The 26458-nt window shown below is 42.9% G+C and carries 22 protein-coding genes and 1 tRNA gene; 11 read left to right on the top strand and 12 right to left on the bottom strand.

The features are described from left to right. The first annotated feature begins 10 nt into the window (after window positions 1-10). Both HG267_RS01155 and HG267_RS01160 read left to right on the top strand, forming a co-directional pair. Window positions 11-412: a fasciclin domain-containing protein gene (locus tag HG267_RS01155; RefSeq protein WP_045867371.1), complete on the top strand. Its 402-nt coding sequence runs from the start codon at window positions 11-13 to the stop codon at window positions 410-412. A 189-nt stretch (window positions 413-601) separates the two neighbouring features. Then, the gene (locus HG267_RS01160) at window positions 602-931 is read left to right on the top strand and encodes a hypothetical protein (RefSeq protein WP_045867370.1); all 330 of its coding nucleotides are present in this window, start codon (window positions 602-604) and stop codon (window positions 929-931) included. Between the two features lie 266 nt (window positions 932-1197). Here the strand turns inward: HG267_RS01160 and HG267_RS01165 are convergent, their stop codons facing one another. Beyond that, window positions 1198-5325, bottom strand: coding sequence for a COR domain-containing protein (locus HG267_RS01165; protein ID WP_081583858.1), 4128 nt, complete (start codon window positions 5323-5325; stop codon window positions 1198-1200). A 163-nt stretch (window positions 5326-5488) separates the two neighbouring features. Further along, entirely contained in the window at window positions 5489-6148 is a 660-nt protein-coding gene (locus HG267_RS01170) for a leucine-rich repeat domain-containing protein (protein ID WP_052335018.1), read from the bottom strand. A gap of 161 nt (window positions 6149-6309) precedes the next feature. Between HG267_RS01170 and HG267_RS01175 the strand changes: the two genes are divergently transcribed. The 3 genes from HG267_RS01175 to HG267_RS01185 all read left to right on the top strand — a co-directional run bounded on the left by HG267_RS01175 (window position 6310) and on the right by HG267_RS01185 (window position 8951). Further along, the gene (locus HG267_RS01175; protein ID WP_045867369.1) at window positions 6310-6531 is read left to right on the top strand and encodes a BrnA antitoxin family protein; all 222 of its coding nucleotides are present in this window, start codon (window positions 6310-6312) and stop codon (window positions 6529-6531) included. A gap of 378 nt (window positions 6532-6909) precedes the next feature. Next, window positions 6910-7302: a hypothetical protein gene (locus HG267_RS01180; protein WP_045867368.1), complete on the top strand. Its 393-nt coding sequence runs from the start codon at window positions 6910-6912 to the stop codon at window positions 7300-7302. 8 nt (window positions 7303-7310) lie between these two features. Then, window positions 7311-8951, top strand: coding sequence for a caspase, EACC1-associated type (locus tag HG267_RS01185; protein ID WP_228045570.1), 1641 nt, complete (start codon window positions 7311-7313; stop codon window positions 8949-8951). Between the two features lie 52 nt (window positions 8952-9003). Here HG267_RS01185 and HG267_RS01190 read toward each other — a convergent pair whose 3' ends face one another. From HG267_RS01190 to HG267_RS01205, 4 genes are all read right to left on the bottom strand, one after another. Further along, a complete protein-coding gene (locus HG267_RS01190; protein ID WP_255325122.1) occupies window positions 9004-9132 on the bottom strand; it encodes a hypothetical protein in 129 nt (42 codons plus the stop codon). A 643-nt stretch (window positions 9133-9775) separates the two neighbouring features. Beyond that, window positions 9776-11227, bottom strand: a complete 1452-nt coding sequence (locus HG267_RS01195; RefSeq protein WP_045867366.1) for an NHLP bacteriocin system secretion protein — start codon at window positions 11225-11227, stop codon at window positions 9776-9778. A 187-nt stretch (window positions 11228-11414) separates the two neighbouring features. After that, the gene (locus HG267_RS01200; protein ID WP_045867365.1) at window positions 11415-12512 is read right to left on the bottom strand and encodes a cyclic nucleotide-binding domain-containing protein; all 1098 of its coding nucleotides are present in this window, start codon (window positions 12510-12512) and stop codon (window positions 11415-11417) included. Window positions 12513-12606: 94 nt separating this feature from the next. Continuing rightward, entirely contained in the window at window positions 12607-12888 is a 282-nt protein-coding gene (locus HG267_RS01205) for a CTB family bacteriocin (protein WP_045867364.1), read from the bottom strand. A 603-nt stretch (window positions 12889-13491) separates the two neighbouring features. On the opposite strand from HG267_RS01205, the gene HG267_RS01210 reads away from it, so the two are divergent. The 4 genes from HG267_RS01210 to HG267_RS01225 all read left to right on the top strand — a co-directional run bounded on the left by HG267_RS01210 (window position 13492) and on the right by HG267_RS01225 (window position 18021). Next, window positions 13492-14358 (top strand): aldo/keto reductase, encoded by an 867-nt coding sequence (locus HG267_RS01210; RefSeq protein WP_045867363.1) that lies wholly within the window; start codon window positions 13492-13494, stop codon window positions 14356-14358. Window positions 14359-14520: 162 nt separating this feature from the next. Further along, entirely contained in the window at window positions 14521-15516 is a 996-nt protein-coding gene (ilvC, locus tag HG267_RS01215; protein WP_045867362.1) for a ketol-acid reductoisomerase, read from the top strand. A gap of 477 nt (window positions 15517-15993) precedes the next feature. Beyond that, window positions 15994-16773: a class I SAM-dependent methyltransferase gene (locus tag HG267_RS01220; protein WP_045869719.1), complete on the top strand. Its 780-nt coding sequence runs from the start codon at window positions 15994-15996 to the stop codon at window positions 16771-16773. Window positions 16774-16794: 21 nt separating this feature from the next. Beyond that, a complete protein-coding gene (locus tag HG267_RS01225) occupies window positions 16795-18021 on the top strand; it encodes a bifunctional cobalt-precorrin-7 (C(5))-methyltransferase/cobalt-precorrin-6B (C(15))-methyltransferase (RefSeq protein WP_045869720.1) in 1227 nt (408 codons plus the stop codon). Between the two features lie 271 nt (window positions 18022-18292). On the opposite strand, the gene HG267_RS01230 is transcribed toward HG267_RS01225, so the two are convergent. The 4 genes from HG267_RS01230 to HG267_RS01245 form a co-directional block, all read right to left on the bottom strand. Beyond that, window positions 18293-18366, bottom strand: a tRNA-Pro gene (locus HG267_RS01230). A 50-nt stretch (window positions 18367-18416) separates the two neighbouring features. After that, window positions 18417-18782 carry a DUF1818 family protein gene (locus HG267_RS01235; RefSeq protein ID WP_045869721.1) on the bottom strand — a complete coding sequence of 122 codons (366 nt, stop codon included), beginning with the start codon at window positions 18780-18782 and terminating at the stop codon, window positions 18417-18419. A 119-nt stretch (window positions 18783-18901) separates the two neighbouring features. Next, window positions 18902-19393 carry a hypothetical protein gene (locus HG267_RS01240; RefSeq protein ID WP_045869722.1) on the bottom strand — a complete coding sequence of 164 codons (492 nt, stop codon included), beginning with the start codon at window positions 19391-19393 and terminating at the stop codon, window positions 18902-18904. Window positions 19394-19573: 180 nt separating this feature from the next. After that, complete coding sequence (locus HG267_RS01245) at window positions 19574-19810, bottom strand: DNA-directed RNA polymerase subunit omega (RefSeq protein WP_045869723.1); 237 nt, start codon at window positions 19808-19810, stop codon at window positions 19574-19576. A 241-nt stretch (window positions 19811-20051) separates the two neighbouring features. On the opposite strand from HG267_RS01245, the gene HG267_RS01250 reads away from it, so the two are divergent. Continuing rightward, window positions 20052-20480 (top strand): fasciclin domain-containing protein, encoded by a 429-nt coding sequence (locus HG267_RS01250; RefSeq protein WP_045869724.1) that lies wholly within the window; start codon window positions 20052-20054, stop codon window positions 20478-20480. A gap of 539 nt (window positions 20481-21019) precedes the next feature. Here the strand turns inward: HG267_RS01250 and HG267_RS01255 are convergent. Continuing rightward, window positions 21020-25024: a hypothetical protein gene (locus tag HG267_RS01255; RefSeq protein ID WP_045869725.1), complete on the bottom strand. Its 4005-nt coding sequence runs from the start codon at window positions 25022-25024 to the stop codon at window positions 21020-21022. Between the two features lie 381 nt (window positions 25025-25405). On the opposite strand from HG267_RS01255, the gene HG267_RS01260 reads away from it, so the two are divergent. Next, complete coding sequence (locus HG267_RS01260) at window positions 25406-25993, top strand: Crp/Fnr family transcriptional regulator (protein ID WP_045869726.1); 588 nt, start codon at window positions 25406-25408, stop codon at window positions 25991-25993. A gap of 117 nt (window positions 25994-26110) precedes the next feature. On the opposite strand, the gene HG267_RS01265 is transcribed toward HG267_RS01260, so the two are convergent. Then, a complete protein-coding gene (locus HG267_RS01265) occupies window positions 26111-26449 on the bottom strand; it encodes an NIL domain-containing protein (protein ID WP_045869727.1) in 339 nt (112 codons plus the stop codon). Between the last annotated feature and the right edge of the window lie 9 nt (window positions 26450-26458).

The raw sequence follows: 26458 nt of genomic DNA on the forward strand, positions 1-26458 counted from the left end.
GGATAAATAAATGGCTGATATTGTAGATATTGCCGTTAGCAATGACGCGTTTAAAACCTTAGTAACTGCTGTACAAGCTGCTGGTTTAGTAGAGACATTAAAAAGTCCTGGGCCGTTTACTGTGTTTGCTCCTACTGATGATGCTTTTGCTAAGTTACCAGCAGGAACTATTCAAACTCTAGTGCAAAATATTCCTCAGTTAACAAGGATTTTAAAATTTCATGTAGTGCCTGGAAAGCTGATGCAGGCTGACTTAGCAAAACTTGGAACAGTTACTTCTGTGGAAGGTTCACCGATTAAAATTGATTGTTCTGACGGATTTGAAGTGAAAAACGCCACAGTTTTAGCAGCCGATATCGAAGCTGATAATGGTGTAATTCACGTCATTGATACAGTAATTTTGATGGGATGATTTGGTGATGGTGGGGATTACCCACCATCAAAATAATTCATGATTTGATTAACATTTTTAAATACTGTAATTAATTTAAATTATGTTACACAATTGATTCCTTCACTCTCATATCATGCTAAGGTTAGTTCAATTATTTTGAAATATATTAAATTTGTTAGTATAAGCGAACATTATCCCAACAACTTGATGCTCGATTTCCACACCTTAGCTGAGTTCTCTCGCGCCAACTGCGTCAGTATTTGTGCGTTTCTTGTCCCTGCAAACCTATTAGCTACAATCTTGACAATTATCTTGACGGTAATTCATCGCCCATCACATCAAGTATGGCAATCGGCGGGAATTGCTAGCATTTTTGCTTTAATCATGGTATGGCACGTATATACTTGGTTTGAAGTTGGTGTAGTGATGCTGCCAACTTATATCTTGTTATGTCTGGCGATGACTTGTTTATTCATTAACTTAGCCACGATTCTTTGGCAAAGACACTGGGTGAAAAGGCTGAAGTTCCAAGGATGAAGTCTGAAAAGTAAATCTTCAGTAGTTTCGCCCTCACCCCCAGCCCCTCTCCCACGGGGAGAAGGGAGCCAGAGATTTAGTTCCCCTTCTCCTGCGGGAGAAGGGGTTAGGGGATGAGGGCGCGAGGTATTTGTACAACGCCCGCCCTATATCGCTTTTAGCTTAATTTGACACCAATGGGCAATGCCGTGCCCCTACGCGTGTAATTAATTTACGTGAAATACTTTGTATGTAGAGTTTCTTTTTTATCTTTTAGCCTTTACACTTCATACTTCTTTAGCCAAAATAATTCCATCCTTGGCGCGCATATAAAGCACTGGTGTTGCAAAGTCAGGTTTATCTAAGCCGACTTCCATTGAAATAGCGTTGCGGGTGGTTTGTATCGCTGCATCTACAGGCCAGCCTAGAGCAAGAGTGCGATAAAATTCATCAGCAAACAACTTGGCTGTAGTGTCGAGGATTTCGTATTGCATAGCAACTACAGCAGGGATGCCTCGGCGTACTAGGTTGGGTGCGATACCTGCAAATGCTTGATTGGAAGATACAGCCGCACCTTGACAGGAATTTAGTACAGCTAAACCTAAGCTGCGGTTACCTAAGAAGAAGTTGGCAAAACCCTCATCATCTAATAATTTATATTTGCCATCGGTATCTACTAAGGCAATACAGCCTTTGTTGTTCTCAAATTTACCATGACCAATGAAATGGAAAACATTGTAAGGCTTTTCGCGTAGCTTTTGAGAGATATTACTTCTGGTTGCTTGATGTAGCACATCTAACTCAATTGTGCCTGCATCTATGTGCTTTGCCAGTGCATCACGGATGAGGCGTTCTTCTCCAGCAACATCTAATGGCGGTAAGTTACTTGGGCTGGAGATGACTAGCAGCACTTTAAGCGGTTGACTTGCGGCTTTGAGTTCGCGCTTTTGTAGGGGAACGTCAACATAACGCGAAAGTACAGTTTGAGTATTGTTTGCCAGGAAAGTGTTAGTAGCCTCATCATAGAGAAATTCCCAAGGGAGGGCGGCTAATTCGGGAGATTCAAATACTAGGCGTAAGCGTACCTCGTAATTATTCGCCTGTGCGCCTGCGATTGTCGCTTGTAATCTTCCGTGAATCTTAGTGGGGAATAGTGCTTGGTAGAGTTCGCCGCCTAATGCTTTGAGCAAATCGCTATCTGTTTGACGGGACTCCAGCAGTTTTAATGACAGCTTAATTTTATTCATTTCTAATCGCAATTCGCCCCACTCGTCACCTTGTTCTGAGGAAGCGCGAATTTTGCGGTCTGCTGTTACTAATATTTGAAAATCATGATAATTAATCATCGCTTGATTTTGTAATGATTCAACTTTTGCTTTAGATAGTTCTTTTTGTAGTGGTGCAACTTGGGGATTAAATTGATGTTCTGCTTCCACAGGTGGCAAATTAACATCATCAATTAACCTGCGGACATCGACCATTTCATAGCTGTTTTCGCACTCAATTTGATAGCGACCAGCTTTTAAGCGCTTATACAAATTTTCTAATGGATAGGAATGAGGTGTTGGGCTTCCTTCACACTGGTTGCAATTACAAGGAACAAGAGTATCATACTGCAAACGCTCAAAAGATTGATGGATTTTATCTAATTCATGAGTAACAACAGCTAGCAATTCTTTTTTACGATTTCCTACTACACGGATTTTAATTTCTCTTTGGTGATAATTTTCAATCACTTCTGCGCGAGTTTGGTCTTTGTTGAGGACAACACCGCTTCGCCAAACGATTTTTTGTTTTTCAATCCAAGGGTGTGTTTCTACAATAAAGCGGGTAATAATACCCTTGGGCATAAACTTGTATTCATAGCGCAAAATTAGGTTATTAGTTTCGTCCCAACTATATTCAGGTTGGTCAATATCGAGTAGTTGCGGGGCAATATAATTGTTGGGACTATTAGGAATTGGGTAGCAAAGTTTGAACCGCATCATTAATTGCAGCAGTTCATCTTGCATATCAGCATATTGCCTATCTTGCCAAATATCTTGAAGATTTTCCTGGGTGAAACGTCCCAGATTTTGCTTAACGTTTTTATTGTCTAACACTTTGTAGACAGCAGTAGTTGCCCATTCTGGTTTGAGGATGACATAGTGTTTCAGTGTAGAATCGTCTTGAAAGTGTAGGCAAACACCGAGGTCGTGCAGATAGCGACTCAGATCCAGCTGATATTTATCGTCAGTTAAATTATTATCTCGGCAAAGGTTTTTGTATTCGTAAAAGCTAATGTAGTTGCCGGAGTCATTTTCTAAAGCAGAACGGACTTTTACCCAGAGTTTTGGCAGATGTGTGCCGACATGGGGAAGTCTGCTGATATAGTTTTGAATAGCTTGTTTAATCTCTAGTAAACCGCGATTAGTGGCTAAGTTGCTGGACAGAGCTTCTTTTAAATTAGTGAATTCTCCACGCAATTGGCGCTCATTAACTTCGCATTGACGGTCTTGTTTTTCATTTTTTATGATGATAACTGGGCTATTTTCACTTAAGAGTTCAACGACTTTCAGCCACCAGTAAAAGTCTGTGTTTTCTTTGCGAGTATCAGCAACTAAAGCATAGAGAGAACGTTTGGTGAGGAAAAACTGATGGGTTTGATGGTAGATTTCTTGACCGCCAAAGTCCCAAATATTAACACGAAAGTCTTTACCATTAGGCTGTATGAAGTCCCACCGGATTACCTCAATGCCTTCAGTTGATTTTTCATCCTGCTGGAGTTCGTAACTTTCATTTTTTATTTTCTTAGCTAAAGAAGTTTTACCTGCTCCTCCTTCGCCAATAATCAAGAATTTTGCTTCGTAGAGGTCTTCACTTTCTTGTTCTAGTTGTTGTTTATAAAAGTTAAGAATTGCTCTTAATCCATTTTCTCGGATTTCTGGCGGAAGTGTTATTAATTCGTTGTCTTCGAGTTCTAGGGTTTGCAGATTGACTAGTTGTCCAATTTCCGGTGGCAGACTGCTGAATTGATTACTTCTCAGGTAGAGCGATTGCAAGTTGACCAGTTGTCCAATTTCCAGTGGCAGACTGCTGAGTTGATTGCTGCTTAGGTAGAGCGATCGCAAGTTGACCAGTTGTCCAATTTCCGGTGGTAGACTGCTGAGTTGATTGCTGCCCAGGTAGAGCGATTGCAAGTTGAGCAGTTGTCCAATTTCCGGTGGTAGACTGCTGAGTTGATTGCTGCCCAGGGAGAGCGATTGCAAGTTGACTAGTTGTCCAATTTCCGGTGGTAGACTGCTGAGTTGATTATTGCCCAGGTAGAGCGATTGCAAGTTGACTAGTTGTCCAATTTCCGGTGGTAGACTGCTGAGTTGATTATTGCCCAGGTAGAGCGATCGCAATTTGACTAGTTGTCCAATTTCACTTGGCAGACTGCTGAGTTGATTATTGCCCAGGGAAAGCGATCGCAATTTGACTAGTTGTCCAATTTCACTTGGCAGACTGCTGAGTTGATTATTGCCCAGTTCGAGCAAATCTAAGTTGAGCAGTTGTCCAATTTCCAGTGGCAGACTGCTGAGTTGATTAATGTTGAGGTCGAGCGTTTGCAAGTTGAGCAGTTGTCCAATTTCCGGTAGTAGACTGCTGAATTGATTACTGCCCAGGTAGAGCGATTGCAAGTTGACTAGTTGTCCAATTTCACTTGGCAGACTGCTGAGTTGATTAATGCTCAAGTCGAGCAAGTCTAAGTTGAGCAGTTGTCCAATTTCCGGTGGTAGACTGCTGAGTTGATTATTGCCCAGGTAGAGCGATTGCAAGTTGACTAGTTGTCCAATTTCACTTGGCAGACTGCTGAGTTGATTATTGCCCAGGTAGAGCGATTGCAAGTTGACTAGTTGTCCAATTTCCGGTGGTAGACTGCTGAGTTGATTATTGCCCAGGTAGAGCGATTGCAAGTTGACTAGTTGTCCAATTTCACTTGGCAGACTGCTGAGTTGATTATTGCCCAGGTAGAGCGATTGCAAGTTGACTAGTTGTCCAATTTCACTTGGCAGACTGCTAAGTTGATGACTGCCCAGGTAGAGCGATTGCAAGTTGACTAGTTGTCCAATTTCCGGTGGTAGACTGCTAAGTTGATGACTGCCCAGGTAGAGCGATTGCAAGTTTACCCGTTGTCTAATTTCCCTAAGCAGACTGGTTAAGCGATTATCAATAATTTGACGTTCTTCACGTTGATTGAGCAATCCAATTTCTACAGGTAAAGCACTTAGGTTGTCCCCAATTCTGTAGTTGCCGAGAATTAACTTTTTTAGTTGAGTCAGCTTGCCAATTTCAGGCGGTAAGACCGTCAAATTGTTACCAGAGAGGTCAAGTTCTGTTACGCCTTCTATTGAGGCTTGTTTAATTACCTGTAGCAGTTTTGCCTCGGTCATGAGCCAAATTGCTGAACTATTAGCCAAATAATATCAAATTATTCTAAATTACTGCAATTATTCTGTAAATAATGTCACAGCATTGCTCGTACCTATTTTAATATTTCGATGGTGCGTTGGGCTGAACGACAACACACCCTACTTTGTGTTTTCCCAAATTTACTTACTTTGACCGAAAATAAAAATCGAGGATTTCATTTACATCACCTGGATCTTCTGATAAATTGTCGCTCCCTAAAATCTCAGGTGGAATGGGGACTGGATTTCTCCGCAGATCTAGCTTGATCAGATTTGCTAAGTTCCTGATTTCCTCAGGCAGAGTGCTTAGTTGATTATTGCTGAGTTTGAGGGATTGCAAGTTGAGCAGTTGTCCAAATTCCGCAGGCAGAGTGCTTAGTTGATTATTGCTGAGGTCAAGCCATCGCAAGTTGAGCAGTTTTCCGAATTCCGCAGGCAGACTGCTCAGTTGATTACTGTCGAGGCCGAGGGATTGCAAGTTGAGCAGTTGTCCAAATTCCGCTGGTAGATTGCTCAGTTGATTATCCCTGAGGTTGAGATATTCCAAGTTGAGCAGTTGACCAAATTCACTTGGTAGACTGCTCAGTTGATTATTGCTGAGGTTGAGAGTTTGCAAGTTGAGCAGTTGTCCAAATTGCACTGGCAGACTGCTCAGTTGATTATTGCTGAGGCCGAGCGATCGCAAGTTGACCAGCTTACCAATTTCAGGCGGTAAAGCCGTTAAATTTTTACGTGAAAGGTCTAATTTTGTTACACCTTCTATTACAGCTTTTTCAATTACCTGTAGCAGTTCTTTCTCGGTCATTAGCGAAATCGCTGAACTATTAGCCAAATAGTAGCAAAATATTCTAAATTACGGCAATTTTTATGTAAAAAATAGCACAGCATTTTTTGTCCGTGTCAAGTTAATGCTTAACCTTTCTCTATTTTCGTTTATAGCCTTCGTTAAGAAGTGCGTTAGAGTCCATGTTAGATGACGACATTGATTATTCAGATATTCCGCCATTAACTGATGAATTTTTTGAAAAAGCAACATTGCGAATTCCGGCGGCTCAAGCTAAAAATTTGATTCAATTAGACCCAGATGTAATAGCTTGGTTTCAAGCTCAAGGCTCAGAATATAAAACTCTCATCAACGCTGTTTTGCGTCGTCACATTGAAAGTAGCGCCGATCAAAAATCCGCATAATACCTGAGTGTATTTCTTCATTGGTAATGCGTTAGCGGAGCTTAACGAAGTTATCGCTTTTAATCTTTGACGGTGCGTTGCGCTGCGCGACAACTGAAATTTTTGCTGGTGCGGTGTAGATTGGGGAAAGGGAAAAGGGCAAAGGGGAAGGGTTCTAAACCTTTACCCTTTTCCCCTTAGCCTTTCCCCCGCCTGTCAAAAAAACTTTGGCAGACTACTAGGGGACTGACACAGCTAATATGTTTCCACGCCACTACTTGCTGCCGATTTACGGAATTATCAACCTGAGTCTTGATGTATTTACAGTAAACTGGGCTTAATTCTCAGTAAAAATACATTATCTTAAATCTTGGTATTCAAAATCACCAAATACTCACTATGGCAGACATATCAGATATTAAGCTGACAATTACCTTTATTGACCCGGATTTAGACGAAGAGGAAAAAGACCAAGAAGTCGAAAGGCTTCTGAGTCAAATGAAAGAACTTGATGAGGTAGAAGAAGTTAACCGAGAAGCTAAAATCGATGCGCCAGTGGGAAGTAAATCAATCACAGGCTATGTTGTAGGTAAATTGGTTGCTTTAGTGAAATCGGAAAGCGTCAAGCAAGTTTGGGGTTTTCTCACTGACCGTTTAGGTAACAAACCTATTGAAATAGAACTAGAATTGACCAAAGAAAGCGGTGAAAGCAAGAAAGTTAAAGTCAAAGCCAGCAGCCGTCAAGAGTTAGAAGCAGCAGTAAATGCTATACAAGAAATTACAAAGGTGTAGATAGGTAGATGGCAAAGCTAGCATTGCTGATTGGAATTAGTGAGTACCAACCAGGGTTAAATGCTTTACCTGGCGCTGTGCAAGATGTGAAAGCAATGCAGCGAGTCTTACAGCACTCAGAAATGGGTGATTTTGCCGATGCTGATATTACAGTGTTGGAAAATCCCCAACGCCAGGTAATGGAAGAAGCTATTGAAACTTTGTTTTCTGGTCGTGAAAAGGATGATTTAGTATTACTGTATTTCTCTGGACACGGGATTAAAGATGAAGCTGGCAGATTATATTTAGCAACTAGCCAAACCCGTAAAAACCACAAAAGCGGACTCATTCAAACTACCGCCACTGCTGCCAGCCTCATACATGGGATGATGGAAAATAGCCGTTCTCGGCGACAGGTAATTATTCTTGACTGTTGCTTTAGCGGTGCTTTTGCTGAAGGAATGAAGGCGAAAGACGATAATACTGTAGATATTAAAAACCAACTGGGAGGAGAAGGACGGGTGGTACTTACTTCTTCCACGGCTACTCAATATTCTTTTGAACAAGAAGGAGCAGACTTATCGGTTTACACCCGCTACATTGTAGAAGGAATTGAGAAAGGTGCAGCTGACACCGATAACGATGGCATGATTTCTGTAGATGAACTGCATGAATATGCGCGAAAAAAGGTGCAGGAAGCAGCGCCGGCAATGAAGCCAGAAATTTATGCTGTAAAAGAGGGTTTTAAAATAAAGTTAGCGAAAGCTCCCATAGGCGATCCGCAATTGGAGTACCGTAAGGAAGTAGGGCGATGTGTAAGAGATGGTAAGATTTCGCTTATAGGTCGCCGCATTCTCAAGCGTAGGCAAAATGAATTGGGTTTGTCAGTTGAGGTAGCAGATCAAATTGAAAATGAAGTTTTAGAACCTTACCGCAAGTATCAAGAAAATCTACAGGAATACGCAGAAGCGCTAATTGAGGCGGTTGAGGATGAAGGTACGCTGAGTCAGTATACAAGGCAAGAGTTGAAGCGGCTACAGCAACTTTTGCAACTCAGAGATGAGGATATTGAACAAATTGAGACAAGAGTTATCGCACCCCCAACGCCTCAGATTCAGAAAAGCGGGGAGGAAAAAACGGCAAAAAACATTACCTTGGAACCGCCAACAACCGAAGATGACCTCAGTTCAGAAAAAGGCGTAGACTATACCAAACTACGCGACTTGCTAGCCGCAGGGAAATGGAAGGAAGCCGATATAGAAACCTGTAGGGTGATGCTTCAGGCTATAGAAAGAACAGAAAAGGGCACGTTTACCCAAGACGCACTCTTAAATTTCCCTGGCGCTGACTTACGCACAATTGACAGTTTGTGGGTGAAATACAGTGATGGTCACTTTGGCTTCAGTGTACAGAAGGAAATTTACTTTAGTGTTGGCGGTAAGTTAGATGGCCAAAATTATAGAGAAGCCTGGGAAAAGCTTAAAATTCTTGTTGGATGGAAGAAAGAAGTATTTACTTCCAAATATATAGATCCTACTTTTAATACCTCATCTCCCAGGGGACACCTCCCCATAATTAATTATGGTAGCCATCTGCAATTTGTGCGTCAGAGTCTCTTCTCTCGCATGGAGGTGGTGTGTGCGTCAAGACTTGTAAAGTCTAACATTTAAGGCTTTCAGAGATTTATAAAGATTTTTTACAAGCCCCTTATGCACGGTAGAATCAACCTTCTCGAATTCCGATACCTGGCACTGTGGGCTGATAGCAGTTTGCCTGAATAAATATTTCTGCTACCTCATGCACCTCAGTATCTTCAGTTACTTTTTGCTTATACCAAGGTAAAGTCGCCAAGATTAATTACCTGGTAGGGGCACGGCATCGATAAGATATTTGTGTAACCGAAAGTCTGTGGATGCCGTGCCCCTACGATAGATGTGGTTTAAATATGCGAAAACTGTTGTCAAGTGCGATCGCTCTTAACTCTACATGAAAATGCGTAGATGTAGCCTACTTTTGGCATTGCTAACAAACTTTAGTCCTCAACCTTACAACATTAAGAACAAAACCTTGACCATTAAGAACTAAACCTTGACCATTAAGAACTAAACCTTGACCATTAAGAACTAAACCTTGACCATTAAGAACTAAACCTTGACCATTAAGAACTAAACCTTGACCATTAAGAACTAAACCTCGACCATTAAGGCTTAATGTTGAAGCGATCGCCTATGTAGGCAGTGTTATTTTAATACAGCAGATTGCAAGTTGTTGAGTACAGATAATTGTAAGGGCATGGCAGTGCCCAGTGGTGTCAACTTAACTTGAAACCCGCTCTTGTGCAAGGTTTCGCCCTCACCCCCAGCCCCTCTCCCACCAGGAGAGGGGAGCAAGAGATTTAGTTCCCCTTCTCCTGCGGGAGAAGGGGTTAGGGGATGAGGGCGATTCGACTTTTGAATACAGACGCGATGAATCGCGTCTCTACAAGGGTTGAATTTTAATTTAAGCCTGTCCAAGTTTTGAGAATGGGGAGAACAAAGGTAATTGGGGCACGATTTTCTACTGTAATCCGCACAGAACTGGTAGTTCCAGGGGTGATTTTTTGATCTGGCCCTTTGGATGATGACCAACGATAACCGCTAGAAGTTGAAGAATCTTGCTCCATTTCTGTAAATACAGCCAGTTGTGGCCCTTGGGAGATAATGCTAGTGACAATATCTGGATTGCCGATTAAACTAGCTGCACCTTGTTGGGTGATGGGGAATGCAGAGACGTTGGTAACTTTTCCTTGAATCCCACCTACTTCTTCGCGTTTGACTGTGGAAGGTGTGATTTGCAAAGGCATTCCTGGTTTAATTTTCTTACCTTCACTCACAGGTAAAAAGGCAACGTTAACTAACTTAGCATTTGATTCTTGGGCAGCAATTGTACCAATTCCGGCACCTGCTTCTAATAGTTGTCCGGGTTTAGCGGTAACTTCTAAAACTGTGCCGCTAAAGTCACTAACAATTTGAGTGCTGTGTTGTAACTGTAATTCTAATTGAGCAATTAGGCGTTGAGTTTCTTGAATTTCCTTTCTACGGTTGGTATTGGTATTAATATCTTGTTCTTTTTGGCTAGCTTGACGGCTATCTAAGGCTTTGATTTGCGCTTGCAATTCGTTGGCTTGATTGAGATTATTAAGATAGTCCCGTTGGGCGCTGGCTTCTTTCTCATCTAGTTGATTTAACTGCGATTCTGCCTCATTAATTTGGGCTTGGGCGTTAATATATTCTTGACGGGCTTGTAGTACTGTATCTTGAGGCACAGCCCCTTCTCTGAACAGTCCTTGACGGTCTTCCCAGCGTTTTTTCAGTGTGGGTTGTAGTTCCCGTAAGGTGTCTAAGCGTTGTTTAAGAGTTTGGCGATCGCGTTTAATTACTTCTAAGCCTTTTTCCCGCAATACTGGGGTTAAGGATTGTACTGTTTGCAAACTCTGCTGTAAGGCTTCTCGTTGGCGCTGGTTGGCATTTTGTTCTAAGCCAAAACGTTCTTGTTGGGCATTATTTGCGGTTTGGTCTTGCGATCGCAGTTGTGCTAGTTTCTCGTAAGATAGCTGCAATTGTTTGCGTAATTCTGTTTGATCAATTGTGGCGAGAACTTGACCTTTTTTAACTTTATCTCCCACTTGCACATTTAAAGATTGAATCCGTCCAGAGTTCGCAGCTTGGACTGTGACAACTTTACTGGGATAAACTAATACACCACGACCTGTAACAATAATGGGGATGCGTCCGAGTATACTCCAAGCAAGACCCGCCGCCACCAAAGAACCCAGCGCGACCAAAGAAAACCAGCGTTTAGGGTTAGTAACCTGAATTAGTTGGTCTAATTGTTCGGGAGAAGCTACCTTTTCTAAAGCTTCTTTGCGGAACATATTATTTTTCTGTGTTTCTTGCTGGGGAACCATTTTATTTATCCTTTGATGATGGGGGGATTGGGGATTGGGGATTGGGGATTGGGGACTGGGGATTGGGGATTGGGAAGCAAGGGGAGAAATTCTTTTACCAATGACAAATGACAAATGACTAATGACTAATGACTAATGACAAATAACAGCCCTTGCCAGTTATATTGAATTACGCCGACCTACTAAATTACTCAATTCCAATGCGTTTGAGCATCCATTCAAATCTTGCGCCGGCTAGGGCTACCTGTCCTAGAGAATTGGTAGAGAGTTCATTGCTGTAAGATTCTTCTAGAGATTGACCGCTACTGTAGGTTACTCGCCCATATCCGAGGCGTTGTGCGATCGCTTGTTGTTTGTCGGCTAATAAAATTGCCAAAACTCGGTAAAATCGAGATGCGAAGCCGACATCATGCAATAATTTTGCAGATAACCGCCAGCGAGGAATAGTTAATACCCGTGAATCCTCTAATGTCTTCACTGTTACTGCTGATGGTTGCACTTCGATAAACGGAGTCTCACCTAGGATATCACCGCGCCATAAGCGCCCAAATTCCTTTTCAAATACTTGATTTTCACTATCTTCTAAATTAGAAAAAGCTTGTGATAAGGGGTTATACTCTGTTTCTGCGGCATTTAAAGTCACAGACCCATCTAGTAAAATATATAACGCTTCTATAGGTCTACCACTACGAATTAATACGTAATTAGCGGGAAATTGTTCGACTTTTCCGGCTGTAATTAACCAATCCAAATCGCGATCGTGTAACTCTGCAAACACAATCAACGCTTCTCTGAGTTGCGGTTGGCTTAAAACTACTGTGCTATTTCCCAGTTGATTAATCATTTGCTCTAGGCGATTTGCCAAAAGCACCGCACTTGCACGGTAAAGATGCGCTGCAAAACTCAAGTCTTGCTCTAGTTTGGAGAGGAGGCGAGTTCTGGGAATCGTCAACACTAAAGATTTGCTGGTAGCGCTAACGGTAGTAGCTGGTAAGTAGGTTTCCACAAAGGGAATTTCCCCTACCATCTCCCCATTAGATAACCGCGCAATTTCCCGCCCTGATAAAGTTCCGCCTTCCAAAGCTGCAAAAGCGCGACCCAAAGGATTTTTATCAGCTTGTGCTAGAGTAACTAGCAATGCACCATCTAGCAGAATATGCAGCGCTTCTAGAGGTTGACCTTGCTGAATCAGAACGGTTCCAGGCTCTAATTCCACTTGCTTACCAGCCGTCAACATCCAATCTATATCTTCATTACTAAGTTCTTTAAGTAACACCTCTGTCATTGAATATTCTCCACACTCCAGGGATTCCAGGGCAATTAGACTTTTAAATGTGATTAATTAATAAAGGGGAGACAAATTTGTCTCCCTCATAGCGTTATCTTCTACCAAAGAGTTTGGAAAACCCTTGGAGAAAGCTCATGGCATCACCAACGGAGCCAAAGCCCAAACCAATCAATTGAAATGCAGAAGAAGATATAGAAGAAGATTGATAAATGGAATTACCCCCACGCCGACGGGAACCGCGACGAGCAGAGAAGACATTTCTTTGCTCAAAAGTCGCGCCTGATATAAAAATATCAATCCCACCCGACACTTCGTCGAGTTCTTCGTCTGTTAATTCAATAGGAGCGTTATTTATATCTTGTTCATTAGACATTGTTTTTTCCTCTGCATCGCTGCTGTAATTACATATCTCTGAAGAGTGAGAACTTATGCAGAAGTTGAGGGGAAGGGGGAAAAGGGGAAAAGGGGAAAAGGGGAAAAGGGGAAGGGGGGGAAATTATTATTACCAATTACCCATTACCAATTACCCATTACCCATTACTTATGCCCAATGCCCAATGCCCCATGCCCTATACCCACTCTTTAACAGAATGGGATGAACTTAATTTTTATTTTTGACTCAGAACTTAGCACTCTTGTACAGACGCGATTAATCGCGTCTGTTGCAACTCAACATTCGGCACTTATTGCTCACTACTTAGAAGTTTACATCAGTCTTGTGATAGAGCTTATGTAATATCACTCGCGCTTAACAAGACTAAAGATGAATTGTCAAAACCGCTGTGAATCGCTACTAAATAGTTTAAGTAGGCGCGATTAAGGTGAAATATATAAATTTTTGTATAGGAAAAGCGGCAAGCATCGGGCTAAAGGTTCTTCCTTTCCCCCTTTTCCCCTTCCCCTTTCCCCCTTTTCCCATTCCCCTTTACCCTCATCGCCCCCCTACTTCACAGCACTGCAAACAAGAGTAAGAAGCATGGAAACTAAACAGCTAGGAAAAACGGGTATTTCCGTGAGTGCGATCGGCTTGGGTGGTATGCCAATGTCGATATCGAATCGCCCTGCTGAATCTGAATCAATCGCAGTTATCCATCGCGCTTTGGATTTGGGTATCACATTCATTGATACGGCTGACTCTTACTGCTTAGATGAGGCAGATAAGCACCACAACGAAAGACTGATTAACAAAGCACTCAGCAGTTATAACGGCGATGTTAGCCAAGTGGTTGTCGCCACCAAGGGCGGTTTGATGCGTCCTAATGGTAACTGGATACGCAACGGGAACCCTAAACATTTACGGGAAACTATTCGTGAAAGTTTTCAGGCTTTAGGTGGTGATAAACCAATAGATCTGTGGCAATATCACGCCCCCGATCCCAAGTACACAATTGCAGAATCCCTCGCACCAGTTAAGGAAGCGGTAGCAGCTGGTTTAATTCGGTTTGTGGGAGTTTCTAATTTTTCTGTCGAACAAATTCAGCAAGCCCGGGATTTAGTTGATGTTGTCTCCGTGCAAAATCAATATAATCCTTGGGAACGACAACCCGAACGTGATGGTGTGCTGGAGTATTGCGAACAGGAAGGATTAACCTTTTTACCTTGGAGTCCCTTTGGTGGTAGTCGTCGCCATCAAAACTTGCAAGATATTCCTGCGATCGCCAAATTAGCTCAAGCTAAAGGTGTATCAGTTTATTGTATTGTCCTAGCCTGGCTGCGTGCCAAATCCCCCGCAATCCTACCCATCCCCGGCGCTAGCAAAATTGCCAGCATAGAAGATTCGGTAAGCGCTATCAATGTCAAACTATCCGCAGAAGAAGTCCAAAAAATTGACCAAGAAACGTAATTATGGGCATAGGGCATTGGGCATTGGTAATTGGTAATTGGTAATAATAATTTCCCTTTTCCCCCTTCCCCTTTCCCCTTTTCCCCCTTCCCAATATGTACCTAATTTGAGGTAAAATCAAAAGCCTGCCAATTAATGATGCTTGCTGACAGGAGATGCGCTATGGCCCGGATGTACTATGACGAAGATGCCAATTTAGACCTTTTGGCGGGGAAAACCATTGCAATTATTGGTTACGGTTCCCAAGGTCATGCTCACGCCCTTAATTTGAAAGATAGTGGTTTAGACGTAATTGTAGGGCTATATCCGGGCAGTAAATCAGCTGCCAAGGCGGAAGCGGCTGGATTAACAGTCAAAAATGTCGCGGATGCTGCGAATGCTGCTGACTTTATCATGATTTTGTTGCCTGATGAAGTGCAGAAGTCAGTTTACAAAAACGAAATTGAGCCAAATTTAGAAGAAGGTAACGTCATCGCTTTTGCTCACGGTTTTAATATTCACTTTGGGCAAGTTGTACCACCTGCAAATGTAGATGTGGTTATGGTTGCACCTAAAGGGCCAGGACATTTAGTCCGTCGGACTTATGAACAAGGACAAGGCGTACCAGCTCTGTTTGCTGTTTATCAAGATGCTAGTGGTCGGGCACGCGATCGCGCTTTAGCATACGCTAGAGGTATTGGTGGTACTCGTGCGGGTGTTTTAGAAACAACTTTCCGTGAAGAAACCGAAACTGATTTGTTCGGCGAACAAGCAGTATTGTGCGGTGGCTTGAGTGCTTTAATCAAAGCCGGATTTGAAACTTTAGTAGAAGCTGGTTATCAGCCAGAATTAGCTTATTTTGAATGTCTGCACGAAGTCAAACTCATTGTTGACTTAGTTGTAGAAGGTGGTTTAGCCAAAATGCGCGACAGTATTTCTAATACTGCGGAATATGGCGATTACACCCGTGGCCCTCGGGTTGTAAATGACCAAACCAAGGCTGAAATGCGGAAGATTCTCAGCGAAATTCAATCCGGTCAATTTGCGCGGGAATTTGTGTTAGAAAATCAATCTGGCAAACCAGGCTTTACCGCTATGCGTCGTCAAGAAGCCGAACACCGCATTGAAGAAGTGGGTAAAGATTTACGTGCCATGTTTAGCTGGCTGAAAAAAGTGTAATTCCCTCAATCATCAACCGAATAGGTCAACAAGAGAGCAGGGGGCAAGGGGGAAGACTGGGACGGGGCTTGAACCCATGTGCATTGGTGTCAACTTAAGCTAAAAGCTATATAGGGCAGGCGTTGTACAAATACCTCGCGCCCTCATCCCCTAACCCCTTCTCCCTCAGGGAGAAGGGGAATTGAATCTCTTGCTCCCCTCTCCTGGTGGGAGAGGGGCTGGGGGTGAGGGCGAAACCTTGCAACCAAGAGGGTTTCACGTTAAGTTGACACCAATGACCCATGTGCCGCTTCGCACTCGCGTTGGGAGAAACAGCTTGCGCCCCCTGCTCTCCTACCCTTCGGGAACGACTTCGTCGAACGGATTCGCCAGTCACTCATGGGGGAAACCCCCAAGACCGCGCTGGCTCACCTGCTCCTTTTCCCCCTGCCTCTTCCGCTCACAGCATCACGTGCATCACCACTGACAATCTGCTGTATGACGAATATTTCCGTACCCAATCATGATTGGAATACTGCCCTTTACCAAGATAAACACGCCTTTGTCTGGCAGTATGGCGAAGACTTGTTAAAATTACTCAATCCTCAATCTGGGGAAGCAATTTTGGATCTCGGCTGTGGTACAGGACAATTAACAGCAAAAATTGCCCAAGCTGGGGCTAAAGTATGGGGAATTGATAATGCACCTGAGATGATTGAGAAGGCTAGAAACAACTATCCTCATCTGCACTTTGATATTGCTGATGCGACAAACTTTCAAGTTGAACAGCCTTTAGATGCGGTGTTTTCTAACGCGGTTTTACATTGGGTAAAACAAGCAGATTTAGCGATCGCTTCCATATATCAAGCCCTCAAACCAGGGGGACGGTTTGTGGCAGAATTTGGCGGTAAGGGGAATGTACAGGCAATTGTCTCAGCTTTGAATAGCGCCATCACAGCGATGGCAATTCCCGAACCACAAACCAGGAATCCTTGGTATTATCCCAGTATTGCTGAGTATGCTACTCTCTTAGAAAAGCAAGGGTTTGAGGTAATTTATGCTAACTTATATCCTCGCCCAACTATGTTAGCCGACAAAGAAGCAGGTCTAGCCAACTGGATTAAAATGTTTGCTAGTACTTTCTTTGTGGGAATGTCTGCTGCACAACAGGCACAAGTAATTCAGCAAGTAGAAGATACTTTGCGTCCGACACTATATCAACAAGGAAATTGGACAGCAGACTACCGCAGAATTCGGATTGTAGCTATTAAAGTCTAAATTATCTATTTATTAGCGAAAATGGTAGGTAAATGGCTGGCGATTGTTGGTATTGGTGAAGATGGATTACCAGGATTAAGTGCGATCGCCCGTTCCCTAGTGGATCGAGCTGAAATAATAGTAGGAGGCGATCGCCATTTAGCAATGCTTCCTAGCAACGATCAACGCCAGAAAATTACCTGGGCTTCCCCCATTAGCAACTCAGTAGCCGAAATTATCCAACATCGCGGCCAAGTTGTATGTGTCCTCGCTAGCGGCGATCCCATGTGTTACGGGATTGGTGTTACCTTAACAAAACAAATTCCTCTCTCCGAAATCACGATTATTCCCGCACCTTCAGCTTTCAGCCTCGCCTGTGGCAGATTAGGATGGTCATTAACAGAAGTAGAAACCATCAGTTTGTGCGGTCGTCCACCTGCGCTGATTCAGTCTTATATTTATTCTGGGGCGCGGCTACTAATTTTGAGTGCAGGTAAAGACACACCCGGGATTGTGGCAAAAATTTTGACACAACGGGGCTATGGTGACAGTAAAATTACGGTCTTAGAAAGGATGGGTGGTACACAAGAACGAATTGTAGAAAGTACCGCAGCATCTTGGAATGAAACAGACATCGCCGCTTTAAATGCGATCGCAGTTGATTGTGTTGCTGATTCTGGGGTTCTATCTTTGCCCAGAATCCCAGGATTACCAGATAACGCTTATCATCACGATGGACAATTAACTAAACATGAAGTCAGGGCGATTACCCTAGCTACCCTAGCGCCAATACCAGGAGAACTGCTGTGGGATGTAGGCGCTGGTTGTGGTTCAATTTCTATAGAATGGATGCGGACTCATCCGCGATGTCGAGCGATCGCTATTGAACAAAACTCAACTAGACTGCAATACATTGCTGATAATGCAGCCGCTTTAGGAGTCCCAAGTCTGCAAATTATCGCTGGAAAAGCACCAAATTCACTGCAAGATTTACCTCAACCTGATGCTATTTTTATCGGTGGTGGTGTAACAGCAGATAATTTATTTGATATTTGTTGGTCAGTACTCAAACCAGGTGGTAGATTAGTGGCAAATGTCGTCACTATTGAAGGCGAACAAACTTTATTTAAATGGTATGAAAAAGTGGGTGGCAACTTCACCCGCATTGCCATACAACGTGCCGAACCAATTGGTAAATTTTTAGGCTGGCGAGGAATGGCACCTGTTACTCAATGGATAGCAATAAAATCTCCTGCTATAAATCAATAATTTACAGCACTTTTGAAGTCTGTGAAGTACATCATGAGTTATGAGTTATGAGTTATGAGTTATGAGTTATGAATAATGAGTAGGAAATTTACTTATTACTCACTACTTATTACTCACTACTTTTTTCAATTAGTTGCTGTACCTCATAAACATCGAATTTGCTGTATATTCTTTCTGTGTTGGTACGGAATTGGTATGGAGTGAGTTAACCCTTGCTATGAAAAAAGCCGCTAATCTTCTTCAAAGACTAGCGGATTAGGGATTTTATCAATCGGAGCGGCGGGATTCGAACCCACGACCTCCACTACCCCAAAGTGGCGCGCTACCAAGCTGCGCTACGCCCCGGTCAGAATTACTATATTAGCAAGAAGCTTCAGGATAATCAAGGGTAAAATTCAAAAAACTTTGAGCATCCCAGCAGCTTGCAATAGACCAGGAACAGCCGAATTATCCCAGCTACCTTCTACACAGCGTCCTGTATTCAGGATGAAGCGCAGACTGTAGGCGTGAGGATAGCCTTCAACCTCCAACCATAATAAATCGCTTTCGGCTTCACAAGCAATTTTTTCTTCATCCATCAATTCTGCTGCCATGTACTTCATGGTGTCGGCTAGCTGGGCGAAAAGACGGCAGAAATCGTTTAACTCGGCTTCGGTTAACTCAATCGCCCAATCATCTGTACCTACTAGGCCTTTATATTCAGGTGCATGAGGATTCCAGCCAATACGCCAACCAGATCCGCTTTTGATGACTCGTTCCATCAGGGAATTTTGGATTTTGGATTTTGGATTTTGGATTGTAGAATGAACTACCTACAGCAACCGTCAGGTAAGGCGTGAGATAAATTGCTGTTTTAGGTAAATTAATTCACAATCCAAAATTATGGCGTATTTGGTGAATTAGTACTAAATATGTTGGTCAATACTTGTACTAAGGCATTGCGCTGGCTGCGGGTAAGCTTAGAAATAGCTTTGCGATCGCCTTCTATAGGATTTTCTCGCAACACATCAAAACCGGGATATGTCACATCATACATAGTTTCATTGGCATTGAGATAATCAGCCAAAGTCAGCTTCCAATCTAGGCGGTAATTGGGGGTGCGTTCTTTGACGTAAATGTGATAACGAATTAAGCGCCCTGCTAAAGTATTATTTTCCGCAACTTTCCCTGTTTCTTTACTGATATACTGATTTTCTTTGGGAAAATCGGGTAACTGTTGATAGACTACCTGCCATACTTCACTAGGGCTGATTCGCTGTGCGATCGCAGGTTGGACACCGATAATATTTGTATATTTTGCATTATCTACCCCCGAACCCAATAAAATTAAACCCACGACCATAAAAGCTATTGGCAGTGTCCAGTACTTCATATTGAATATTGAATTAAGCTGCAAAATTATAATTTGGAAAAGGGCAGGGGCATGGGGCATAGGGCATAGGGCATAGGGCATAGGGCATAGGGCATAGGGCATGGGGCATTGGAAAAGCTTTTTATCCCTTTCCCCTTCCCCAGTCCCCAGTCCCCAGTCCCCAATCCCCATTCCCCATCCCTATATTTCCCCAATAATCTCTGGCTGAGTCAGTTCATCGGACATTTCAATAATTGCCCGGAGTACTGGTTTCATCATTGCATCTTCTGCATTTTCAAAGTCTTCATAACGGCGGCGCTTGGCACGGTTTGCCACCTGAACTGTAATGCGGTACCGATTTGAGGCTGCACTAATCAAATCCTCAGCACGGTGCATAATCTGAGACTGGGTTGTCTCGAACTTGGAACGCTTAAGCATAGTCAGTGGTTTTTGGGGTGATCTGAAGTCTGAAGGTGGAAGTATGAAGTATGAAATGCAACTTTTTCATCCTTTACCCTTGATCCTTCATCCTTTGTATGTCATTCCCCAGTTTAGCAGTACTGATTAATCTGCTGTAGGGTATGCAATTGTTGGTAACCTCTCTCTTGATAGAGGTTGAGAGCGCTTGGTCATTTTATAAGTAGGTTATAAAACTAAGTTAAGAAAGTAACTAAACCTCATGGCGGATCTTTTAGAAGCTGCGATTAATGCAGGAAATTTCAAAACTTTGGTAAAGGCTGTTGACGCTGTGGGACTTACAGATGTTCTCAAAAGTCCTGGTTCTTTGACGATTTTTGCACCTACTGACGATGCCTTTGCTAAACTGCCTGAGGGAACTTTAGACGCGCTGCTGCAAGATATCCCTAAGCTCAAGAAAATTGTGACTTATCATGTTGCTTCTGGGGATGTTAGATCTGATGATTTGGTACAAATTGAGGAAGCAGAAACTTTTGAGGGTTCAATTTTAGCAATTGAGTCAGATCATGGTGCAATTAAAGTCAATGATGCCCATGTTCTGCAAACTGATATTCTGGCTGACAATGGCGTGATTCATGTGATTGATGCGGTGTTAATTCCCGCAATGGTTGCAGGTGGGACGAGTTCGTAACTGCAAACCAAAAAAGCGATCGCACTTTTCACCAACCACATTGTATGGGCACAGCACCGATAATCTATCGATTTTAGCGAAAATCTGTGGATGCTGGGCACGGCACCGATAATCTATCGATTTCGCCGAAAATCTGTGGATGCTGGGCACGGCACCAATAATCTATCGATTTCACCGAAAATCTGTGGATGCTGGGCACGGCACCAATAATCTATCGATTTCACCGAAAATCTGTGGATGCTGGGCACGGCACCGATAATCTATCGATTTCACCGAAAATCTGTGGATGCTGGGCACGGCACCGATAATCTATCGATTTCGCCGAAAATCTGTGGATGCTGGGCACGGCACCAATAATCTATCGATTTCACCGTAAGTCTGTGGATGCCGTGCCCCTACTGATAATATATTGATGTGATTTTCCCATCAACACCGAAAAAGCGATCGCACTCCTTGAAAAATATCATAGGCGCTCTACTCTCTTAATTACGAATTACGTAGCGCTTTGCGCTTCCCGCAGGGTATTACGAATTAATTCCTTATTCCCAGTCATGAAATTCATCATTGGTATTTCGCAATAAAGAACTAATTTGAGCGCGGCGAGTTTCAAAGTTAGCCGCAATGGAAATTAGCACAATTCCCACGAATAAGCCGACAACCCATTTTAAAAATGGATAACGTAAGCTGAAAATTACTAATTGGTAAATACTAGTAATTAAAAACCCGGCTGTACCAACGTAGAGAAAGGCGCGTATCCTTAAACCTAAGCCCGCGAAAATTGTAATTAGGCTGAAGATTCCTGGTATTAAGGCGGTATCTTGATTAAAGATAATTGCCCAACCACAAATTAATCCACTTCCTAACATTCTTAAACTGTGGCGCGCGTCTTTATATTCTGTTCGCTGGAATAGAGGATCTATTTGAGCAATATATAGTATTGATAATCCAATGATTGTGACATACCACAAAGGATCATTTAAATGTAAGTCAGCAAACCAGCGAAATAATGCCCAATCTATCAACACTACGCTGATATATGTAAACCTTATGTTATTGCCAACTACGGCTAGGAAAACATAAAATCCAGCTGTAATAACTAAAGTAATTGGGTAAACATTTAAGTAGGTTTCCGCTAAAATTACCAAAGGTATAATGTACGCCGCCCGTTGCCAAGGTCGTTTTGACCATCCCCAATTCTCCCAGGGTAATATATAGAGGAAGTAGGCAATTACGCAAGCGATCGCACCTTTCCACGGTACTAAAGGCCCTGCTAATAATTGTCCAATTGCGGTTTCACGCCAATAAATTCTGATGGCGGCTACTTCTAATAATCCCAGGTAAACCCACATCTCGGCTATGGTAATGTCACCCAGAATCTGGCGTGTAGCAGACATTTGCCGTCCTTCAAAAATGGCATACTGAATCAAAACAATGCCTGTGCCTAATCCTACCAGGCGATTAACAACGATGGGCGCACCAATGGCCGCAATTAATAAACAACTACTCCAAGCCCAGTGCAGATGAGCAATACTTTTAATTTGTGGGCGCGTCAGGTGTAAGTAATCTCCTAACCAAGGCGATAAAATATGATATGCGTACATGATACTAGTACCCAGCATCGCCATCGCAATTAAGCCATCGCCATAACCGCCGCCTTTCGCCTGTGACATTTGATAAAACAGCAGTTCATAGGCGGAAATTGAAACACCAATAATTCCCAAATACAGCAGGGGTTTGAAGCTTTCGCTGCGTCGCCCGACACCAATCACAATTAAAGCCACACCGAGAGAACACAAGCCTGTCCAATCTTCAAAAGTATCTAAGCGTAAAAGTACACTTAAAGCAGCGTACATCAAGGGCAGAAGATGCAGACTAACTTTGAGATTCTCTCCTTGATAGCGTCGTCGCCACCATTCCCCTAACAATTGGGTGATTAAACCTAAAGCGATATTGGCGATCGCCATATTAACAGTCGAACGTCCCCAAAAACCGAGTAATTCGGCAATCAACAATTCCACACACCAACCAATCCCATAAAATCCCCAGTTTGTCGGTTCCCGCCAACTGCGATAGGTAATAGCTCCTAAGGTGATGGTAATAGCTGCTAAATAGAAAACTCCAGGGGTATTAATTCGTTGATAAACAGTCAGGGAATGTACGGTAAGTAAAAACAATTCTAAAACAGAAAATGCGATCGCCCATTTATCCCCAGCATCAGCATACATGGTTGCTAAGGGCTGATTTTGGCGAAGTAAAACAGTCCGCCCTAACCATAAACTTAAAATTGCGATCGCACCGACAAAAAACCAACCTGCAAGGCTAAGATGTGGTAATCCTGGTATACCTTCCCACAGCAGCACACCGATAAAACTCAGCCCAAAGCCGATATTTATCCCGGCGGAGATTTCATATTGCAAATAGCGGGTATTCGCCAACATCAACACCGCCGCCACAGCCAAACCAACTAAGCGCGTTCCCGGTAGTTGTAAAGTCAGTAACTGAGCAATTCCTAAACTCAAGATACTCAAACCACTATTAATTCTGCGGCGTGTTCCACTGGTGCGGCTAGCAATTCCTGTGAGAGTTAAAGGTGTAACTAGCCAAAGAACTCCCCAATGGTGATAACTTTGAACTACACCCAACCAAGATGATTCTGCATTTGCCCAAAATAAAACGAAACTGACAAAGGCTAGAACTAATCCAATATGCCATGCACTCTGTCGCCAGCGCCCATCACCGAGACTCAATCCCCACTCTGCTACCATCACAACTAATAAAATAGTTGCCCAAACTTCCCTACCCAAACTTGGTAACAGCCAATCAATGATTGAGCAAAATGTAAATACTCCCATGACATGAGTCATGTAAATCAAGGGAGAAAAAGCCCTGATTTCTGAGTCTCGCTGTAAACGTTGCTTGGTAACAAAACCCAGCGTCATCGTCGAGAATAGCAAATTCAGCGATCGCAATACCGGATTAAATAAAGTCAGCGCTGTTAAACCAGTTCCCAAAATCAGCGTCAGCGCATCTCCAAATTGCGCCAATTCCTGCTTTTGGCGACGATAAAAACCTTCCGTCAGCGCCACCATCAACAGCAGGTAGGGAAAGTAAACCACTCCCAGCAACGCCCAAGGTTCATTTTGAGAATTAGTCAGTTGCGTACCAAATGCGATCACTGATTGTTGTATACTCGACGGTAATAATCGCCAACCCAGCCAAATCGTCTGTAAGCCAATAACAAAAACTGCCGCTAAGTCACCCTGTAAGCTATATCTCTGCAATCTGCTACCGACAAACTGCAAACCCAAGCCACTCACAGCTATTGCTTGCCAAGGATAATTAACCACCGCCACCAACCAGCCCAGTAATAGTAGCACGCTGCCGAGTTGTTGCCAGATGAGGTGGGATTGGGGATTGGGGAACTCGGGGCCCCCTCTGGGGATAAGGGGTAATGGGGATTGGGGATTGGTGATTGGGGAATTACCTATTTCTCCTTGTCCCCCTGCCTCCTGCCTCCTGCCTCCTGCCTCTCTCATAGCTAGCCAAGTCATTAACCAGCCGCAAATACCAATGGCTAAACCGAGTTTGGTGACATCTACCTGGACAATAAAAATTGCCCGCATTAATAGCATTAATAGGGCATAAACAATGACAGCAGCAGGTAAATTAATACCGAAGCTGATGCGGCTACTGCTTTCAGTTGGTGGAGTTTCTGAGGATTGAGGCTGTCGGTGAAGATTGTAATAAACAGTAATAATAGTTGTTCCTACCATCGCCGCATACACAGCAACTAAAGGAAAGCCGGGGATTTTCCAGCCCCAATGTAGGAACGATAACCCAAGAATATTGAGCAGTAATAATTTATCAGTGCGTAAATTAGTAAAAAATAGCCGATTATTGCAAAGTAAAACCGTAATGACTGTTAACGTAGGTGCTGCGATCGCAACTGTAATCCAGTCCAAAGGATTGTGCCACAATTTGAAGCTGTCCATTGCCCAAAAATTCACCGGCACTAATAACAGCGTCACCAGCAGCAATGTTTGTGCAGTCAATCTCAGGTTATTTTGCTTCGCCGCCCAAAAGCTGAAACCCCAAAAGCTTAAGGTATAAGCGAATAAAACCCCATACTGTCCAGAAGCGGGAAACTTCTCCCACTGGCTGGCTGCGAGTACCCCAGAGGATACCACCACCAAAAACACCCCTAAAAACAGCAGCCAGCGTACACTCAATTCTTCCCCTAAGGACTGTAACATTGTGGTTACAAAGTTAGGTTTAGCTGACTTCGGTTCTGGTTGTGTGCGACTGCTAGATTTTACAGATGCAGTCTGTAACATATCTACAGGTAACTGTTGCACCGGATCGGAAATTGTTACAGCCGCTTGCGGTTGCAACACCACCGGACAAACCAAATTCTCTTCGCAAATCTGCCTCACTTTGGCATGAGATATCAAACCCAAGCGCAACCATATATCTAGCCCTTCTAGTAGCTGAGGATGGGAAGATGGCAGCCTGACTTCAAATTTAATCGGGCGATCGGGTAACATAAGTCGCAGCCGTATCAGTATATACTTAAATATTCGATAGATGAAAGTATAATTATGCGCTAACTGTGACACTTATTCAGCCGACATAATCTTATACCATCAAAAGGGCATAGGGGATAGGGCATGGGGCATAGTAAAGAGTTATCTGTCCCACCGCCTAAAATAGCTTGGATCTCACCCTACACACCCACAGTTCGGAGTTTCCCGGCGATTTACTGTGAAGTTAAGTGTATTTTCCAATTTAAAAAGTAGGTTGGATCTAGTTCTTCAACCTTTCAATTGCAGCAAAAAAATCTAGATGAGTGTAATACCTCTAGTCGCAAAGAACCTGATATATGTATACTACAGTTAATCTATCGAATAACAGTAATATATTTACTAATGGCTCTCTCACAAATTGTTACTACTCAACCAAGTAAAAACACTAAGCAGATTTTTACTCGCAGGTCATTTTTACCAGAACATCCAGGGGTTTTGTGGAAAATTGAAACAGGCTTTGTTCGCACGTTTACCTATTTAGAAGATGGTACTACAGTTGCTTTAGGATTGTGGGGGCCAGGGGATATAGTAGGGAAAAGTTTATCTAAGTTAGACCCCTATCAAATGGAGTGTCTCACTAAAGTAGAAGCAAAAATTTTACTGTTAGAAGAATGGCACCAACCTACAGATATTTTATTAGCTCACATTCAACAAGCGGAAGAGTTGATGGTGATTCGTAGCTATAAAAAAGTAGATACGATGCTGATTAAATTATTAGCATGGTTATCTAAAAGATTCGGCTCGGAAGTTGACAAGGGACGTTTAATTGATATGCGTCTTACTCACGAAGACCTTGCAGAAATATTAGGTTCAACGCGTGTCACCATCACACGCGTTTTAGGGCAATTTGAGCAAGAAGGATTAATTAATCGCCTGTCTTTACATCGTATCATATTAAAGCAAGAAGACATTTGGTATTATGAAATTTAGGTATTTGGTAATGGGTAATGGATAATTGGTCATAGGAATATTTCATCTTGTCCCCCAATCCCCATTACCCCTTATCCCCAGAGGGGCCCCGAGTTCCCCAGTCCCCAATCCCTAACATCAATAACTCCAACTATCCCCATCTACATTAGGCTTACCGACAATTTTTAGATTTAGAGATTCGAGGTAATTTAAACCGCTAGAAATTTGTGACAAGGTTCCGCGAATTTCTAAATCAAAGCGTCCTTCCCCTCCTGTTGTGCTTCCCAGAAAGGCGCTAATGATGTTCACAACTAAACCATGATGAGAAATTAAGCGAGAAATTACAGGTTCTTCCAGATAGGAATTAGGAATATATATGCACACACGAACTTTAGTAATCTGACTTTTTTCAGAGAAAGATGGAACCGAAGGAAATCTGGGTGTTGTTTTAACTTGAATTTGATGGAATGTGGTCATGGGATACTA

It is taken from the genome of Tolypothrix sp. PCC 7601 (assembly GCF_025677855.1).
GTDB lineage: Bacteria > Cyanobacteriota > Cyanobacteriia > Cyanobacteriales > Nostocaceae > Aulosira > Aulosira diplosiphon.

Excerpts from the sequence above, each read along its gene's own strand:
- HG267_RS01155 (WP_045867371.1), top strand. The coding sequence starts at position 11 with ATGGCTGATATTGTAGATATTGCCGTTAGCAATGACGCGTTTAAAACC.
- HG267_RS01160 (WP_045867370.1), top strand. The coding sequence starts at position 602 with ATGCTCGATTTCCACACCTTAGCTGAGTTCTCTCGCGCCAACTGCGTC.
- HG267_RS01165 (WP_081583858.1), bottom strand. The coding sequence starts at position 5,325 with ATGACCGAGGCAAAACTGCTACAGGTAATTAAACAAGCCTCAATAGAA.
- HG267_RS01170 (WP_052335018.1), bottom strand. The coding sequence starts at position 6,148 with ATGACCGAGAAAGAACTGCTACAGGTAATTGAAAAAGCTGTAATAGAA.
- HG267_RS01175 (WP_045867369.1), top strand. The coding sequence starts at position 6,310 with ATGTTAGATGACGACATTGATTATTCAGATATTCCGCCATTAACTGAT.
- HG267_RS01180 (WP_045867368.1), top strand. The coding sequence starts at position 6,910 with ATGGCAGACATATCAGATATTAAGCTGACAATTACCTTTATTGACCCG.
- HG267_RS01185 (WP_228045570.1), top strand. The coding sequence starts at position 7,311 with ATGGCAAAGCTAGCATTGCTGATTGGAATTAGTGAGTACCAACCAGGG.
- HG267_RS01195 (WP_045867366.1), bottom strand. The coding sequence starts at position 11,227 with ATGGTTCCCCAGCAAGAAACACAGAAAAATAATATGTTCCGCAAAGAA.
- HG267_RS01200 (WP_045867365.1), bottom strand. The coding sequence starts at position 12,512 with ATGACAGAGGTGTTACTTAAAGAACTTAGTAATGAAGATATAGATTGG.
- HG267_RS01205 (WP_045867364.1), bottom strand. The coding sequence starts at position 12,888 with ATGTCTAATGAACAAGATATAAATAACGCTCCTATTGAATTAACAGAC.
- HG267_RS01210 (WP_045867363.1), top strand. The coding sequence starts at position 13,492 with ATGGAAACTAAACAGCTAGGAAAAACGGGTATTTCCGTGAGTGCGATC.
- ilvC (WP_045867362.1), top strand. The coding sequence starts at position 14,521 with ATGGCCCGGATGTACTATGACGAAGATGCCAATTTAGACCTTTTGGCG.
- HG267_RS01220 (WP_045869719.1), top strand. The coding sequence starts at position 15,994 with ATGACGAATATTTCCGTACCCAATCATGATTGGAATACTGCCCTTTAC.
- HG267_RS01225 (WP_045869720.1), top strand. The coding sequence starts at position 16,795 with ATGGTAGGTAAATGGCTGGCGATTGTTGGTATTGGTGAAGATGGATTA.
- HG267_RS01235 (WP_045869721.1), bottom strand. The coding sequence starts at position 18,782 with ATGGAACGAGTCATCAAAAGCGGATCTGGTTGGCGTATTGGCTGGAAT.
- HG267_RS01240 (WP_045869722.1), bottom strand. The coding sequence starts at position 19,393 with ATGAAGTACTGGACACTGCCAATAGCTTTTATGGTCGTGGGTTTAATT.
- HG267_RS01245 (WP_045869723.1), bottom strand. The coding sequence starts at position 19,810 with ATGCTTAAGCGTTCCAAGTTCGAGACAACCCAGTCTCAGATTATGCAC.
- HG267_RS01250 (WP_045869724.1), top strand. The coding sequence starts at position 20,052 with ATGGCGGATCTTTTAGAAGCTGCGATTAATGCAGGAAATTTCAAAACT.
- HG267_RS01255 (WP_045869725.1), bottom strand. The coding sequence starts at position 25,024 with ATGTTACCCGATCGCCCGATTAAATTTGAAGTCAGGCTGCCATCTTCC.
- HG267_RS01260 (WP_045869726.1), top strand. The coding sequence starts at position 25,406 with ATGGCTCTCTCACAAATTGTTACTACTCAACCAAGTAAAAACACTAAG.
- HG267_RS01265 (WP_045869727.1), bottom strand. The coding sequence starts at position 26,449 with ATGACCACATTCCATCAAATTCAAGTTAAAACAACACCCAGATTTCCT.